General features: G+C 48.2%; 17 protein-coding genes. 7 read left to right on the top strand and 10 right to left on the bottom strand.

Features of this window, described 5'->3' with window-relative positions; genetic code table 11:
• The 7 genes from ACN0UN_RS02900 to ACN0UN_RS02870 form a co-directional block, all read left to right on the top strand.
• Positions 1–636: translation initiation factor IF-2 (locus ACN0UN_RS02900; protein WP_417658635.1), on the top strand; the 636-nt coding region annotated here is incomplete at its 5' end.
• Between the two features lie 6 nt (positions 637–642).
• A complete protein-coding gene (gene rbfA / locus ACN0UN_RS02895; protein WP_417658634.1) occupies positions 643–1044 on the top strand; it encodes a 30S ribosome-binding factor RbfA in 402 nt (133 codons plus the stop codon).
• The gene (gene truB / locus ACN0UN_RS02890) at positions 1045–1998 is read left to right on the top strand and encodes a tRNA pseudouridine(55) synthase TruB (protein ID WP_417658633.1); all 954 of its coding nucleotides are present in this window, start codon (positions 1045–1047) and stop codon (positions 1996–1998) included. It begins immediately after the preceding gene.
• Positions 1999–2113: 115 nt separating this feature from the next.
• Positions 2114–2383, top strand: a complete 270-nt coding sequence (gene rpsO, locus ACN0UN_RS02885) for a 30S ribosomal protein S15 (RefSeq protein WP_128351084.1) — start codon at positions 2114–2116, stop codon at positions 2381–2383.
• 177 nt (positions 2384–2560) lie between these two features.
• On the top strand, positions 2561–4714 hold the full coding sequence (pnp, locus tag ACN0UN_RS02880; RefSeq protein ID WP_417658632.1) for a polyribonucleotide nucleotidyltransferase: 2154 nt from the start codon (positions 2561–2563) through the stop codon (positions 4712–4714).
• 182 nt (positions 4715–4896) lie between these two features.
• Entirely contained in the window at positions 4897–5790 is an 894-nt protein-coding gene (gene nlpI, locus ACN0UN_RS02875; protein ID WP_417658631.1) for a lipoprotein NlpI, read from the top strand.
• Positions 5732–6634: a hypothetical protein gene (locus ACN0UN_RS02870; RefSeq protein WP_417658630.1), complete on the top strand. Its 903-nt coding sequence runs from the start codon at positions 5732–5734 to the stop codon at positions 6632–6634. Before nlpI ends, ACN0UN_RS02870 begins: the two co-directional genes overlap by 59 nt.
• Here ACN0UN_RS02870 and ACN0UN_RS02865 read toward each other — a convergent pair.
• The 10 genes from ACN0UN_RS02865 to mrdA form a co-directional block, all read right to left on the bottom strand.
• The gene (locus ACN0UN_RS02865) at positions 6615–7016 is read right to left on the bottom strand and encodes an MAPEG family protein (RefSeq protein ID WP_417658629.1); all 402 of its coding nucleotides are present in this window, start codon (positions 7014–7016) and stop codon (positions 6615–6617) included. The two genes, ACN0UN_RS02870 and ACN0UN_RS02865, sit on opposite strands and share 20 nt — an antisense overlap.
• Positions 7013–7978, bottom strand: coding sequence for a lipoyl synthase (lipA, locus tag ACN0UN_RS02860; protein WP_128351079.1), 966 nt, complete (start codon positions 7976–7978; stop codon positions 7013–7015). The genes ACN0UN_RS02865 and lipA overlap by 4 nt, the downstream gene beginning before the upstream one ends.
• Positions 7962–8627, bottom strand: coding sequence for a lipoyl(octanoyl) transferase LipB (lipB, locus tag ACN0UN_RS02855; protein ID WP_417658628.1), 666 nt, complete (start codon positions 8625–8627; stop codon positions 7962–7964). The genes lipA and lipB overlap by 17 nt, the downstream gene beginning before the upstream one ends.
• Positions 8617–8883, bottom strand: a complete 267-nt coding sequence (gene ybeD, locus ACN0UN_RS02850) for a DUF493 family protein YbeD (protein WP_417658627.1) — start codon at positions 8881–8883, stop codon at positions 8617–8619. Before ybeD ends, lipB begins: the two co-directional genes overlap by 11 nt.
• Before the next feature lie 4 nt (positions 8884–8887).
• Entirely contained in the window at positions 8888–9736 is an 849-nt protein-coding gene (locus ACN0UN_RS02845; protein ID WP_417658626.1) for an aminotransferase class IV, read from the bottom strand.
• A gap of 12 nt (positions 9737–9748) precedes the next feature.
• Positions 9749–10924: a serine hydrolase gene (locus ACN0UN_RS02840; RefSeq protein ID WP_417658625.1), complete on the bottom strand. Its 1176-nt coding sequence runs from the start codon at positions 10922–10924 to the stop codon at positions 9749–9751.
• 72 nt (positions 10925–10996) lie between these two features.
• A complete protein-coding gene (locus ACN0UN_RS02835) occupies positions 10997–11752 on the bottom strand; it encodes a septal ring lytic transglycosylase RlpA family protein (RefSeq protein ID WP_417658624.1) in 756 nt (251 codons plus the stop codon).
• Positions 11753–11800: 48 nt separating this feature from the next.
• Positions 11801–12802 (bottom strand): lytic murein transglycosylase B, encoded by a 1002-nt coding sequence (gene mltB / locus ACN0UN_RS02830; protein ID WP_417658623.1) that lies wholly within the window; start codon positions 12800–12802, stop codon positions 11801–11803.
• 20 nt (positions 12803–12822) lie between these two features.
• Positions 12823–13932: a rod shape-determining protein RodA gene (gene rodA, locus ACN0UN_RS02825; RefSeq protein WP_417658622.1), complete on the bottom strand. Its 1110-nt coding sequence runs from the start codon at positions 13930–13932 to the stop codon at positions 12823–12825.
• On the bottom strand, positions 13919–15793 hold the full coding sequence (mrdA, locus tag ACN0UN_RS02820) for a penicillin-binding protein 2 (RefSeq protein WP_417658621.1): 1875 nt from the start codon (positions 15791–15793) through the stop codon (positions 13919–13921). The genes rodA and mrdA overlap by 14 nt, the downstream gene beginning before the upstream one ends.

Below are 15793 nucleotides of genomic sequence, written 5' to 3'. Positions count from 1 at the left end.
GCGAACATGCAAGAAGGCGAAGTACAAGAACTTAATATTGTATTGAAGTCTGACGTGCAGGGCTCGCTAGAGGCTATTTCTGACTCATTGATGAAACTGTCTACTGATGAAGTGAAAGTGAACATTATCGGTAGCGGTGTTGGTGGTATTACTGAAACTGACGCATCATTGGCAAGTGCCTCAAATGCTATCGTGATTGGTTTTAACGTACGTGCTGACGCATCGGCGAAACGTTTGATCGAACAAGATGCCGTTGATTTACGCTATTACAGCGTTATCTACGACCTCATTGACGAAGTTAAAGCGGCAATGGGTGGCATGTTAGCACCAGAGTTCAAGCAGCAGATTATTGGTTTGGCCGAAGTCCGTGATGTATTTAAATCACCGAAAATTGGCGCCATCGCTGGTTGTATGGTTACTGAAGGTATCGTGAAACGCTCAGCGCCAATTCGTGTACTGCGTGACAACGTGGTTATCTTTGAAGGTGAGTTGGATTCATTGCGCCGCTTTAAAGACGACGTTCAAGAAGTTCGCAACGGTATGGAATGTGGTATCGGCGTGAAGAACTACAACGACGTGAAAGTGGGTGACCAAATCGAAGTATTTGAAACAGTTCAAGTAGAGCGGAGCTTATAAACCGAAATGGGCAAAGATTTTAGCCGTACTGACCGCGTGGGTCAGCAGTACCAGCGTGAGATAGCGATGATATTGCAGCGTGAAATTAAAGATCCACGTGTGTCGATGGTCACTGTATCGGACATTGAAGTGTCGCGTGATTTGGCGTATGCCAAAGTATTCGTCACCTTTTTCAATGACGATGAAGCCTATGTAACCACCGCATTGAAGGTATTGAATGATGCGTCTGGTTTCATTCGGTCATTACTCGGTAAACGTGTACGTGCTCGGGTAATGCCTGAGTTACGTTTCGTGCATGATCCGTCGTTGAATGAAGGTATTCGCATGTCACGGTTGGTTGATGAAGCGATTCGTCGCGACACCCACCGTGATGATACCAGCGACAAGGATTCGAACGGAGACGATTAAATGGGACGTCGTAAGTCGGGCCGCAATGTAAGTGGCGTGATTTTGTTAAGCAAGCCCCGTGATATCACATCAAACGCCGCACTCCAGCAAGTGCGGCGTTTTTTTAATGCCAATAAAGCAGGGCACACGGGCGCATTAGATCCGCTCGCAACGGGCTTATTGCCGTTGTGTTTTGGTGAGGCCACCAAAGTCTCACATTTTGCGCTTGAAGCAGACAAAACCTACCGTGTGGTTGCGCAGCTAGGTGCTCGAACCACAACCAGTGACGCGGAAGGTGAAGTGGTTGAGCGTTGCCAGCCGGAAGCGCTGGCACGAATAACACGCAGCTTAATCGATGAGGCAATCGTTCAGTTCACCGGCAACCAAGAACAATCGCCATCAATGTACTCCGCGTTGAAGTATGAAGGGCGCCCGCTATATTGGTACGCTCGGCAGGGCATTGAGGTGCCCCGCAAAACCCGCACCATTGCCATCCGTGCGATTACCTTCATTGATTGGTCGACTGAACGTAATCAGCTGACGCTGGAAGTTACCTGCTCAAAAGGTACCTATATTCGTACGTTAATCGATGATATGGGGCAATGGTTGGGTTGCGGTGCGTATGTGCAAGCGTTGCATCGCACTTGGATTGAAGGGGTCGAGGGCCCGGTTCTCACGATGGATGAGATAGCCGCAATGGCAGCAACCACTAACCCTGAAGAAGGCGATTATGCTGCGGTTGATGCATTGCTGCAGCCGAATGACTGTGTGATTCGACAAGTACCTGCGGTAGAAATTGATGCCACCAATGCAATACGTTTCATCAGTGGTAACCCGGCAACACTGCCCGAAGAGCCCCTAAATTCAGAGCTGCCTATGCGTGTATTTCGAGCCGCAGACGGGGTGTTTCTGGGAATTGGCATTTGGCGCGATGGTGCTTTGGCGCCGAAGCGCGTGGTCAATTTACCAGACTGAGATTAGCTGCTGTTAGCGTTGCGTTTTAGCACGTTCATGCGTATAATCCACAGCGATTTCGTCGGTGCTGAATTAGTGATTGGCACTGACATCTTTTAACAATCAGGAGTAATATATGTCACTAACTGCGGCACAAAAAGCGGAAATCGTTAAAGAATTTGGTCAAGGCGAAAACGACACTGGTTCTCCAGAAGTTCAAGTAGCGTTGTTAACTGCGAACCTTAACGAGCTGCAAAGCCACTTTAAAGAACACGCCAAAGATCACCACTCACGTCGTGGTCTGTTGCGCATGGTAAGCCAACGTCGTAAATTGTTGGACTACTTGAAGCGTAAAGACAATCAGCGCTATGCAAGCCTGATTGAGCGACTCGGTTTACGTCGCTAAGCACTGTTCGAGCAAAGGGGCCCAACTGCGGCCCCTTTTTTGTTTAATGAAAAACTAAAGCGATATTGGATATTAGATATTGGATATTAGAAAATCGAGCCGGCATTTCGCTAGTATCTAATATCTAGTAGCTAATAGCGCTTTAGAATTTAAGAGAAAGACAAAGGAAAATAACACGTGAATCCGATTACAAAGAAATTTCAGTATGGTCAACATACAGTAACATTAGAAACCGGCGCGATGGCGCGTCAAGCAACGGGTGCAGTTCTTGCAAGTATGGACGACACAACAGTATTAGTTACTGTCGTTGCTAAGAAAGAAGCCAAAGAAGGCCAGGACTTTTTCCCGTTAACAGTTAACTATCAAGAGCGTACTTACGCTGCAGGTAAAATCCCAGGTGGTTTCTTCAAACGTGAAGGCCGTCCGTCTGAAAATGAAACATTAACCTGTCGCCTTATCGACCGCCCAATTCGTCCACTGTTTCCTGAAGGCTTCAAAAATGAAGTACAGGTTGTGGCTACGGTAGTTTCGGTAAACCCACAAATTAACCCTGATATTGTTGCCTTAATTGGTACTTCAGCAGCGCTTGCTATTTCTGGCGTGCCTTTTTCTGGCCCAATTGGTGCAGCGCGCGTTGGTGTTATCAATGACGAATACGTACTTAACCCGACTGCCGATGAATTGGCGACTTCGAAGTTGGACTTGGTTGTAGCCGGTACTGCAGGTGCAGTATTAATGGTTGAATCAGAAGCCCAAATGCTCTCTGAAGATGCAATGTTAGGTGCGGTTGTTTATGGTCACGAGCAAATGCAAAGCGTGATCACTGCAATCAGCGAATTTGCAGCAGAAGCCGGTAAAGAGAAGTGGGATTGGCAAGCTCCAGCAACCAATGACGCGTTGCTTGGTAAAATTAAAGATTTAGCTGAAGCTGGTATCGGCGATGCGTATCGCATTACGGAAAAAGCAAAGCGTTATGAGCAAATCTCAGCATTGAAAGCTGAAGTGACTGAAAAGTTACTTGCTGAAGACGAAACGCTCAGCACCAAAGAAATTGGCGACTTGTTCCATTCGTTAGAAAGTAAAGTTGTACGCGGCCGCATTATCGCTGGCGAGAAGCGTATCGACGGTCGTGAACCAGATATGGTTCGTGCATTACACATTGCTACCGGCGTATTACCACGTACCCACGGCTCAGCTGTGTTTACACGCGGTGAAACGCAGGCCTTGGTAACTGCTACTTTGGGTACTGAGCGTGATGCGCAGATGATTGACGACCTGTCAGGTATGATCAGCAATCGCTTCATGTTGCATTATAACTTCCCTCCATACTGTGTGGGCGAGACCGGCATGGTTGGTTCGCCGAAGCGTCGTGAAATCGGTCATGGCCGTTTAGCGAAGCGCGGTGTGCAAGCGGTTATGCCTTCACAGGAAGAATTCCCATACACCATTCGTGTGGTTTCAGAAATCACTGAGTCAAACGGTTCAAGCTCAATGGCTTCAGTATGTGGTACGTCACTGGCATTAATGGATGCTGGTGTACCGATTAAATCATCGGTTGCAGGTATTGCTATGGGTCTCGTGAAAGAAGGCGATAATTTCGTTGTTCTTTCTGACATTCTTGGTGACGAAGATCACTTAGGTGATATGGACTTTAAAGTAGCAGGTAGCACTGAAGGTGTAACTGCACTGCAAATGGATATCAAAATCGACGGTATCACCCGTGAAATCATGGAAAAAGCATTGGCTCAAGCGAAAGCTGCACGCTTGCATATTTTGCACGTAATGGACGAAGCCATCTCTGGCGCGCGTACTGAGCTTTCAAGCTATGCGCCGCGCTACACCACCATCAAAATCAACCCGGATAAAATCCGTGATGTAATTGGTAAAGGCGGTGCAGTGATTCGTGAATTAACTGAAAGCACAAACACCAACATTGAAATCAATGATGACGGTACTGTGCGTATTGCAGCCACCGATCAAGAATCAGCTGATGCCGCAATTGCACGCATCGAAGAGCTGACTGCTGAAGTGGAAGTAGGTCGTATTTATCATGGTAAAGTTGCGCGTATCGTCGATTTCGGTGCGTTTGTGACAATTCTGCCAGGTAAAGATGGTTTGGTTCACATTTCACAAATTGCTGAAGAACGCGTGAATGACGTAAACGAATACTTGAAAGTTGGTGACGTGGTACCTGTTAAGGTACTCGAAATTGACCGTCAAGGCCGTGTGCGCTTAAGCATGAAAGATGCGTCTGACAAGCCAGCTGCGGCACCTGCTGCAGAAGCAACGGATGCAACTGAAGAAAGCTCAAGCGATAACGCTGAGAGTTAATGAAAGACAAAACTGATATTAGATATTAGATATTAGATATTAGATATCGGATATTGGATAAGGGCCGCGCTTTGGCGACAAAGCGCGGCCTTTTTATTTATATTTCTTAACATTCCGTTTTCGTCTTTTTTGCCAATCTAAGTTATTATGCCTACATCATGTTATAGACAAGGTCGTGCTTCATGAAAATCCGTTTTGGGGCTTTGGTTTTGGTCGCCCTTTTGCTCAGCGCTTGTGCGCAAACAGGGCAATCACAAAACGCTGCGTTAACCAATTTGTTTGTGGTCACGCCACAAGCTCCCGATATGCGTTACCAGCTAGAAATCGCTAAACTTAATGAGATTGTCGCACGCGACATGGATCTGCCAGAAGAAAGCCAAGCAGAGCTTCTGTACCGGCGCGGTTCGCTCTATGACGCCTTGGGTCTGGTTACCCTTGCCCGTATCGACTTTAATCATGCCTTAGAGTACAACCCGCGTTTAGCTGATGCGTATAATTACTTGGGTATTCATTACACCCAACTGGAAGAGTTTAATTATGCGTATGAAATGTTCGATGGCGTGTTAGAACTTGAACCCGATCACCCATACGCAACGCTCAACCGCGGTGTAAATGCTTATTATGACAATCGTATTGGCCTGGCAGTTGACGACTTGACGACCTTTTACGAAGCACAACCGGATGATCCTTATCGTGTTATCTGGCTATTTTTAGCAGAGGTTGAAGAAAACCCTGCGGCCGCGCGCCTTGCTCTGGCACAACGTCGCGTTGAATATGGTAATACTGATTGGGGGTGGAGCTTAGTTGATTTAATGCTCGGTGCCATTGACGAACAAACCTTTTTAAAAGGGTTTGCGGTACGCGATTTGAAGCCCGACGAAACGCTGGCAGAGCGGATGTGCGAAACTTACTTCTACTTAGGTAAATTGAAACAGTTGGAAGGCGACTTTCAGGCGGCTTCAGTGTATTTCCGACTGGCTATGAGTACTAATGTCTTTATGTTTCTTGAGTACCGCTATGCGAATTTGGAACTGGAACGCAGTAAACAAGCGATTGAAGCTGCTTCAGGTCAGTAGTCGCATCACCAGGCAGTGGGCGGTAGTAATCGTGTGCTGCGCCAGCTTGTTGTCGACTCATGCGAATGCCACAATCATTCAGGAGGCCTTTGAGCAAACAGCGCTTGCGGCGCAACCTCAATTGGCCGGACAACAGTGTGGTGTGCATGCAGCCGTAACATTGTGGCTGCCAGAACAGCAACACAACCAACCGCTAGCCATGTTATCAAGATGGCAACATCACCCGTTGGCTGCCTTTATCAATTGTTTTTCCGTAGAAACGTATACCCCTGAACAATTAAACTGCACCACGGTTGGCGCACGGCGGCGAGCACAGTGTGCCGTGCGCGAACCGCACCATAAGCAAAACCGCCGCGTTTTGTTTGTTGCCGATGAACTCGGTATTGCGAGTAGTCAAAATCATTCTATTGTGTTGCCTACCAATGCATCGTTAAGCCTCTTTGCCCATGAAATTGCACATTGGTTGGGGTTTGTCGATGAGTACGCGATGAGCGCGGAGCTGGCTGACAACTATTGTGCTGGGCGCTACGCGCATCCAAGCCTTAATGTTGTGACCACAGCAAGCACAACACTTGATCGCGATGCCTTGATTGACTTGTGGATGCAACTACCGTGGCGTTTTGCGGTACCTGATTGGCGAGCACTAGGGCAGCCAATCGATGCCAATGAGCAGCGTTGGCGGTTGGGGTCGACGGACCAAGATGTTGGATTGTATTCAATCGCGACGTGCCAGCAAACTGACAGATATGCATGGCGCCCAGTAAATACTATGACGCCAATGCAATATTACGATATTGGCCAGTGGCCTGAATTGTATTTAGAACTTATTGCCCGGCCACGGTAATTGCCGTTTGTGCAATCATTAATACCGGGCACAACAGCGCGAATAACCACACCAAACTGCGGAGTTTATCCCAATTGGTTAAGTAGAATACGTGGTAGGCAATGCGCAAGCCAACAAAGCTCACCGCTAAGGTGATGTTTAACGCGGTAATTTGCTCAGCAACAATAACCAATAATACAGCAGCAGCGAACAGCGGGAACGCCTCGTATGCATTGTAGTGGCCTGCAACTGCGCGAGCGCCAGCTCCGGTTAAACGTTGCTGTTGCGCGCGCGGATGGCGGTTGTCGTAGCCTTTGTCGCGGTTTTGAAAGTAAACCACGGGTGCTTTAGCGGCAATGGGCAGTAATCCAGCAATAAGTAAACACCAAATCAGTGTACTCATTTGACTTCCTTCCCAGCGGCTTGCATATCAGCATGGTATGACGAACGAACCAGTGGGCCAGAAGCTATATGAGTAAAGCCCATTTTCTCGCCTTCTTCACGGAACATCTCAAACTCTGCTGGTGTTACATAGCGAGTAACTGGCAGGTGGTGGCGGCTTGGCTGCAAATATTGGCCAATTGTTAGCATCTCAACATCGTGTGCGCGTAGGTCACGCATGACGTCAAGAATCTCTTCATTGGTTTCACCCAAGCCGACCATCAGGCCGGATTTGCTGCGTACATCTGGGCGTGCCTTTTTATAACGCTGCAATAAATCTAATGACCATTGATAGTTAGCGCCTGGACGCGCTGCTTTATACATACGTGGCACGGTTTCAAGATTGTGATTGAACACATCAGGCGCTTCATCAGATAGAATATCAAGTGCAACGTCCATACGGCCGCGGAAGTCAGGAACCAAAACTTCAACTTGAATACCTGGGCTATGTGCGCGAATTTCACGAATGCAATCCGCAAAGTGTTGTGCACCGCCGTCACGCAAGTCGTCACGGTCAACCGAGGTAACGACGACATACTTCACTTTCATATCGCGTACTGTTGCGCCCAGCTTCACAGCCTCTTCAGGGTCAACCGGTAGCGGTCGGCCATGCGCAACATCGCAGAATGGGCAGCGACGGGTACAAATAGCGCCTAAGATCATGAAGGTTGCCGTGCCGTGATTAAAACACTCGGCTAAGTTAGGGCACGAGGCTTCTTCACACACTGAATGCAAACCGTGCTTACGCATGGCTTGCTTAATTTCGTCAATGCGTTGGGTTGATGCAGGCAACTTCACCTTCAGCCATTCTGGCTTACGCAGCATCTGATCGCGTTCAGTTGGGACAATTTTGACTGGAATCAACGCCATTTTATCGGCGTCACGTAATTTTACTCCAGGTTCAACTCTAACTGGCTTTGACATAATTTCTCGCGAATCCTGTTTCTTCAGTCGTGTGTTCATAACCCAGTAATTTAGCAAATATCTGGGTGACATGTTGAGCCGCTTCGCTTACGCTTTGCGGCCCATTCAAATCTATACTTTGCACCATTTCCATGCCGGCGTAGCCGCAGGGATTAATGCGTAGAAACGGTGTTAAGTCCATGTCCACGTTTAGCGCTAATCCATGAAATGAACAGCCTTTACGTATACGCAAACCTAACGAACATAGTTTAGCGCCGTTTACATAAACACCCGGTGCGTCTGGACGTGCTGCAGCTTCAACACCATATTCGGCCATCATTGCCACTATTGCGTCTTCAATCGCGTTGACCAGTTGGCGCACGCCCATTTTACGGCGACGAATATCTAACAAGAAGTAAACCACCAATTGGCCTGGACCGTGATAGGTTACTTGCCCACCGCGGTCGACTTTTACAATCGGAATATCTCCGGGTGCTAAAATATGCTCTTCTTTGCCCGCCTGGCCTTGCGTAAACACAGGTTCGTGTTCAAGTACCCAAAGTTCATCGGTGGTGTGCTCGTCACGTTCATCGGTGAACGTTTGCATCGCATTCCATACCGGTTCGTAGGGTTGCCGACCAAGATGGCGAATAATTAGTTTAGAGGACATAACGAACTTCTTCGATATCCGCAAGCGCGCGATACAAAGTCTCAATATGTTGCTGACTGGTTACCTGAACTTTAATCGATATCGAATGGTAGTTGCCTTTACTGCTTGGCTTTACCGAAGGTGAATAATCACCTGGTGCATGCTTTTGAGCAACGGCAACGACAGTATCCGGAAGTTCTGGTGTGGCAAGTCCCATTACTTTAAAGGTAAAGTGGCATGGAAACTCAACCAATTCGTCAAAGCTAGTTTTTTGCATGCTTTTACTCCTGAATTAGGTGTCGTTTGCTGGCTTGAAACGCTTCAGCTAAACGTGCGGTAACTTCACCGCACTGACCATTGCCGACAATTATATCATCAATTTGACCAACCGGCTGCACTTCGCGGCTTGAGCTGGTGAGGAACAGTTCATCGAAGTGGTGCAATTGGTTGACATAAATCGGTTCTTCAACAGCTTCAATGTGTAGTTGTTGCGCAAGGTGCAATACCCATGTGCGGGTAATACCCGACAAAATCAAGTGATCAGCGGGTGGGGTAAGTAATTTACCTTGGTGTACGGCGAAGTAATTGCACGACGCGCCCTCAGTAATACGCCCATCTCGATGCAGAAGTGGCTCGATTGCGCCCCGCGCAGCGGCCTCACGCTTTAACATGATATTGCCTAGCAAACTGATACTTTTAATGTCACAACGCTGCCAACGGATGTCATCGAGTACCGCCACTTTGGCTGGTTGAGGTACCTGCCAATGCACCTGCAATGGTGAAACACAGGCGAATATAGTGGGTTGCAAATCGCTTGTCGGTAAATGCGAACGCTGGGCTTCTGCCCCCATGGTCACTTGAATATATACCAAGCAGTCAGGGTCTGCATTGCGTTGTATCAATTCAGCAACCAAGTTGTTCCAAAAGTCTTCGGTGGGCGCTTGAATGCCGATTGCGGTAAGTGACCGGTGCAGGCGTTGCAGATGCAATTGGAGTAAGAAGGGGTGGCCTTGATAGACGGGAACAACTTCATAAATGCCGTCTGAAAACAAAAAGCCTCGGTCGAAGACCGAGACTTTTGCTTGTTCACTGGCGAGCCATTCGCCATTCAAATAAACCGTTGTGGTCATACAAATGGTGACTTACGATTCGTCGCTGAATTGTTGTTTTGCCCAATCCATGAAGCGCTTAAACATACCGCCTTGTTCAACACTGGAGAGGGTGACTAGCGGGTAGCTGGCAATGTCCTCGCCTTCAAGTTGCAAATAAACAGTACCTACTTGGGTACCCTTTGCAATGGGCGCTTCGAGGGTTTGATTGAGTTCGAAATTGGCTTTCAGATTATTGCGCTGCCCTTTGGGTAGCGTAATAACAACAGCTTCAGTGACGCCCAACTGCACAGTATCTTGTTCACCACCCCAAATGCGGTGATCGACAAAGCTTTCGCCAGCTTGGTAAGCGGTAACTGTTTCGTAATAACGGAAGCCATAGTTAAGCAGTTTCTTGCTTTCAACTTTACGGGCTTGCTCACTTGAGGTACCCATAACTACAGCAATGAGGCGGGTGTCGCCTTCGGTTGCAGATGAAACAAGGCTGTAGCCTGCTTCATTGGTGTGGCCAGTTTTGATACCGTCCACGTTCATGCTGCGATCCCACAACAGTGAGTTGCGGTTGTATTGCTTAATATTGTTGTAGGTGAATGATTTTTCCGCGTACAACGAATATTCTTCCGGCACGTCACGAATTAGTGCGCGTGCCAAGGTGGCCATGTCACGTGGTGAGCTGTATTGATTCGGATCAGGCAGGCCATGGCTGTTGGCAAAACTGGAGTTTGACATGCCCAATTCAGCTGAATAGGTATTCATTAAATCGGCGAATGCATCCTCGCTGCCAGCAATGTGCTCGGCCATCGCTACGCAAGCGTCGTTGCCTGATGAAATCACAATACCGCGATTCAAGTCGGCAACAGAAACTTCTTTACCAACTTCGATAAACATTTTTGATGATTCAGGGAAGTTCTTCGCCCAGGCATTGTTGCTAATGGTCACTAAGTCATCGTTGTTGATGCGACCAGCCTGCAACTCGCGACCAATAATGTAGCTGGTCATCATTTTGGTCAAACTTGCCGGAGCTAATGATTCGTCTTCATTACCCGCGGTAATGACGTGACCGGTGGTGTAATCAATCAGAATGTAACCTTTGGCATTGATTGATGGTGCCGGGGGAACAATTGCGGCTTGTGCGACAGCTGTAAAAGCGGCTGCAGTGAAGACAACTGTGCGAACAAAATGACGGAGTACACGACGCATAGTATTCATTCTCTGGTTTGTTTAGCTCTAGATGAAAAAAAGGGTGCTGAATATAGCACAATCAATGGTAAAACGCAGCGATTAGGGCACTGCAACCCGAAAAGCATCGGGGTAGCCTGCATTTCGCAACTGTTCCAGCAATTCATTCGTTTGTGGTTCAGCGAACGGCCCCAAAACTACACGATATAGACCATTGTTTGGCTGAGTAGTTGCAGGAACTTGGTATAAATCTTGTAATTGTTGCGCTTCGGCCTTTAACCGCTCGGCATCGCTACCGGCATGAACCTGAATATAGAACTGTTCAATGTCGTCCAGTTTCAAAGGAGGCGTAACGGCCAACATCTCATTGTTGGAGCTCGGCTGCAGGGCTTCGACACGTACACGGGCAGTACCGGAATCCAGCATATTGAGTTTGTAAGCCGCAACATATGAAAGGTCGATGATGCGGTTGCCATGAAAAGGCCCGCGGTCGTTTACACGAACCACCACAGATTTGTTGTTATCAAGGTTGGTGACCCGCACGTAGGTTGGCAGGGGTAATGTTTTGTGTGCAGCACTCATGGCGTACATGTCATAAATTTCGCCATTGGAGGTCAGATGACCATGAAATTTTTCACCATACCAAGATGCTGTGCCTTCTTGACTAAATGCAGACACGTCATCAAGGATGTGCCAAGTATTACCAAACAGTGAGTAGGTACGGTTGCCTTGGCGACTTGGTGCTTCAAACGTGGGTTCTGGCTCAATTAATTCGTTCGCGGTAGGTAAGCGGGTTGGAATCGAGTCATATTTTTGGCTATAACGCGAATTCGAGGCGGTTGAGCATGCACTAAGCACGCTCACCAGCAAAAAAATGAAAACGAAACGAAGTCCAACCATAAGTAATTAGCGCGCTTTTTGTAATTGTTGACTAAATTGGTAAACCGCCATGGCATATAACGGACTGTGATTATATCGCGTGATCACATAGAAATTATGCAAGCCCAGCCAGTATTCGTTCTTTTCAGTCTGTTCAAATTCGAATACTTTACCAAGCATATCATCGCTCAACGCATGACCTTCGGGTAATTCTAGACCGTCTTGCAAAAGGTTAGCAAGCGTCGCTTCAGGCTTTAAGCCTTTGTTGACCAATTGTGCATGGGTGTCTGTGGTTGCCAGCTTGAGTGCTACCGGAGCATTTTGCTTCCAGCCGTGGCGCGCAAAATAGTTGGCCACACTGCCAATCGCATCAACGGGGTTACCTAATAAGTCACGCACGTCATCGCCGTCGAAATCGACAGCATAATGTCGGTACGACGATGAAATGAATTGTCCATACCCCATGGCGCCCGCATACGAGCCCATTAGCTCGGTTGCTGGCAGCGACTCTTCGCGTGTGAGCAACATAAATTGTTCCAATTCAGAGCGAAAGAACGTTGCGCGCGGTGGGTAATGAAAACCGAGTGTATAGAGCGCGTCGAGCACACTGTATTTGCCACGGTATTCACCATAAAAAGTTTCAACGCCAATAATGGCGACGATGATTTCCGCAGGAACGCCATAAGTTTGTTCTGCACGTGCGAGCGTGTCAGCATGCTCTTGCCAAAATTTGAGCCCAGCACTAAGACGCTTTTCAGTAAGGAATATAGGATAGTACTGGTGCCATGGTTTGGCTTCCCAAGGGCGTGCAATCGCTTCAAGAATAGTTTCGTTACGTTCTGCCTGGGCGAGTAGCTGCTCAACTTCAGCACGTTTGAAATTGTGCTTAGAGACCATTTGGTCAACAAATTGTTTGGTTTCGTTGGCTGTTTCGTCCATAGCTACCGCTGTTTGAGCGAATAGCCCAAAACTGCAGAGCGCAATGATTGTTTTAGCGATGCCTACACGTGAAGTTACGAAGCCGCCCATTACATTACTCCTGTGATGTTTTAATCATGCATAACCAAGCGCTGGTTAGTCGCTATAGCCATAAGTAAACCAAACCCGGCTAGCAATGTCACCATTGACGTGCCGCCGTAGCTGATTAACGGTAAGGGTACACCAACCACCGGCAATAAGCCGGAAACCATGCCGATATTTACAAGAACATAAACAAAAAATGTCAATGTTAAGCTGCCAGCCAGCAATTTTTGGTACACACGTTGCGCTCGCATGGAAATAATCATGCCGCGGAAAATGATAAACCCATAAATCAAAAACAGGCCGATAACGCCAACCAAACCGAATTCTTCGCTAAATACGGAGAAAATGAAGTCAGTATGGCGCTCAGGTAAAAACTCGAGTTGGGATTGCGTGCCTTGCATCCAGCCTTTGCCCTCTACACCACCTGAGCCGATAGCAATTTTTGATTGGATAATTTGATAGCCAGCACCGAGCGGATCCCGTTCAGGATCTAAAAAGGTTAGTACGCGCTGACGTTGATAGCCATGCATCAAAAAGGTCCAAAGAATTGGAATGAAAGCACCAATAGCAACAGCAAAAAAGGTAATTAACCGCCAACTGATGCCCGCCAGGAACAATACAAAAATACCCGAACAAGCAATAAGCAATGAGGTGCCTAAGTCCGGTTGTTTGGCAATCATTAACGTTGGCACCATCAATAAAATGAAAGCGGCTGCCATACGGCGCTTGGTTGGGGGAATGCCGTGCTCTGCAATGAACCATGCGATGGCCATAGGTACAGCGAGTTTCATGATTTCGGAAGGCTGAATGGTAGCGACACCCAGATTTAGCCAGCGCTGCGCACCTTTGCTGGATTCACCAAACAACAGCACCCCCAGTAACAACACCACACCAATGGCGAATAACGGCAATGAGAAGCGCTCAATGGCGCCCAGAGGTATTTGTGCGATAACCAACATGCCAATGAAGGCAATACCGATACGCACAATTTGGCGCTGGGTCATGGCCCATTCCTGGCCGCTGGCCGAGTACACGGTGGCCGCGCTAATAACTGCTAATAGCAGCAGGGCAACGAACAGAGGCCCGTCAATGTGAAAGCGGGTTAACCACTTACTTTTTTGATCAGCGCTTTGCATCGGCCTGCTCCTGTTGGAAATAGAAGTCCAGTAACTTTCTAGCCATTGGCGCGGCAACACTGCCGCCACCGCCAATGGTATTCTCAGCTGCAATCACGACCACCACCTCCGGGTCTTTAGCCGGGGCATAACCTACATACATAGCGTTATCACGATAACGTTCATCAATTTCTTCCGCGTTGTACTCTTCTTCCTGGCCGATGCTGCGCACTTGCGCGGTACCAGTTTTACCACCACTGGTGTAGGTTGCATCGGCGAAGGCTCGGTGCGCAGTTCCTTTAATAGAGCTTACTGTTAGGTTCAATGCATTGAGCACAACGTCCCAGTTTTCAGACTTTTTGAGTGTGACGGGTTCGCGTGTTTCGACCACCGCTGGTAATACAACTTCACCTTCTTGCAACGCGTGCAACAGCCTTGGCACGGGGCGTTCGCCTTTATTCACAACAACTGCGGTACCCACTGCCAACTGAATAGGGGTGGTGGTCCAATAGCTTTGACCAATCCCAATAGAAACGGTTTCACCGGCATACCAAGGTTGATTAAAACGCGCACGCTTCCAGCCACGGGATGGCATCACGGCCGTTGATTCTTCCGCGATGTCGATGCCGGTACGCTCGCCAAAACCATAACGAATCATATCATCATGAATCGCATCGATACCGAGTTTCAGGGCAAGGTCGTAATAAAATGTATCACAGCTCTCAACAATGGCTGAGGTGACATCGGTCCAACCGTGCCCCCATGCTAACCAGTCACGATAGCGGTGATCGACACCGTCAATTTGAAACCAACCGGGGTCCCAGATGCGTGTTTCTGGAGTAATGGTGCCTTTTTCCAGCGCTAATATTGCAAGCTGGGGTTTAATTGTTGATGCCGGTGGATAGCCGCCTTGCGTTGAGCGGTTTAATAATGGCGAATGCTTTGAATTGAGTAGGCTTTGATATTGCGCGTACGAGATGCCTTGCGCAAACCAGTTGGGATCGTAACTGGGTTTACTCACCATGGCACGAATCGCACCATCACGTGGATCCATCAGGATAATTGAACCACGGTCTTCAGCCAGTAAGTCATAGGCAAATTGCTGCAGTTCAACGTCGAGCTCCAAGTATAAATCTTGGCCCGGCACGGGCGGTTCAATCGATAACGTACGAATGGCGCGGCCATGAATATCTACTTCTACCTGCTGGTAGCCGATGCTGCCGTGCAGCAACTCTTCGTAATAACGTTCGACACCCAATTTCCCAATCACACGTGTGGCGGCATAGTTGGCCTGTCGGCCTTGCTCGCTTAAGTTGATTAAGTCATTGCGATTGATTTTTGCCACATAGCCTAAGGCGTGGGTAATGGCATCGCCGTAGGGATAATGGCGCACTAAGCGTGCTTCAATACTTACCCCCGGGAACTCATGTTGGCGGACGGCAAAACGGGCCGCTTGCTCCTCAGTGAGTCGGTCGAGCAAAATCACCTGATTAAAACGACGTTCGCGGCGGCGGTTATCGTGAAAAGCCTGTAACGTTTGCGCATCAATGTTGAGTAAAGCTTGTAAGTCAGCCAGCGTTTGCTCGAGATCGCTGACCTTTTCTGGGGTTACTTCAAGACTCAAAACCGGCCTGTTTTCAGCCAAAATACGGCCATGTCGATCGTAAATGATGCCACGATTAGGTGCCAACGGAACAATCTTAATACGATTGTCATTGGAACGGGTTTGGAAACTTTGGTGATCGACCACTTGCAGGTGATACATGTTGGTCAGCAGCACCCCGAAGGCAATCACAACAAGAATCAGGCTTACGAAAACACGTCGCCCAAAGAGCGCGGATTCGGCGTGATGGTCTCGGATAGTTACGCGGCGATGCTTCAT

This window comes from Pseudidiomarina sp. (assembly GCF_048267825.1).
In the GTDB taxonomy this organism is placed as follows: domain Bacteria; phylum Pseudomonadota; class Gammaproteobacteria; order Enterobacterales; family Alteromonadaceae; genus Pseudidiomarina.
The sequence above is the reverse complement of the archived record's forward strand: the minus strand, read 5'-3'. Positions and strand labels throughout refer to the sequence as shown.

Bases quoted from the DNA above. Each gene is read 5' to 3' on its own strand.
- rbfA (WP_417658634.1), top strand. From the start codon at position 643: ATGGGCAAAGATTTTAGCCGTACTGACCGCGTGGGTCAGCAGTACCAG.
- truB (WP_417658633.1), top strand. From the start codon at position 1,045: ATGGGACGTCGTAAGTCGGGCCGCAATGTAAGTGGCGTGATTTTGTTA.
- rpsO (WP_128351084.1), top strand. From the start codon at position 2,114: ATGTCACTAACTGCGGCACAAAAAGCGGAAATCGTTAAAGAATTTGGT.
- nlpI (WP_417658631.1), top strand. From the start codon at position 4,897: ATGAAAATCCGTTTTGGGGCTTTGGTTTTGGTCGCCCTTTTGCTCAGC.
- ACN0UN_RS02870 (WP_417658630.1), top strand. From the start codon at position 5,732: ATGCGAATTTGGAACTGGAACGCAGTAAACAAGCGATTGAAGCTGCTT.
- ACN0UN_RS02865 (WP_417658629.1), bottom strand. From the start codon at position 7,016: ATGAGTACACTGATTTGGTGTTTACTTATTGCTGGATTACTGCCCATT.
- lipA (WP_128351079.1), bottom strand. From the start codon at position 7,978: ATGTCAAAGCCAGTTAGAGTTGAACCTGGAGTAAAATTACGTGACGCC.
- lipB (WP_417658628.1), bottom strand. From the start codon at position 8,627: ATGTCCTCTAAACTAATTATTCGCCATCTTGGTCGGCAACCCTACGAA.
- ybeD (WP_417658627.1), bottom strand. From the start codon at position 8,883: ATGCAAAAAACTAGCTTTGACGAATTGGTTGAGTTTCCATGCCACTTT.
- ACN0UN_RS02845 (WP_417658626.1), bottom strand. From the start codon at position 9,736: ATGACCACAACGGTTTATTTGAATGGCGAATGGCTCGCCAGTGAACAA.
- ACN0UN_RS02840 (WP_417658625.1), bottom strand. From the start codon at position 10,924: ATGAATACTATGCGTCGTGTACTCCGTCATTTTGTTCGCACAGTTGTC.
- mltB (WP_417658623.1), bottom strand. From the start codon at position 12,802: ATGGGCGGCTTCGTAACTTCACGTGTAGGCATCGCTAAAACAATCATT.
- rodA (WP_417658622.1), bottom strand. From the start codon at position 13,932: ATGCAAAGCGCTGATCAAAAAAGTAAGTGGTTAACCCGCTTTCACATT.
- mrdA (WP_417658621.1), bottom strand. From the start codon at position 15,793: ATGAAGCATCGCCGCGTAACTATCCGAGACCATCACGCCGAATCCGCG.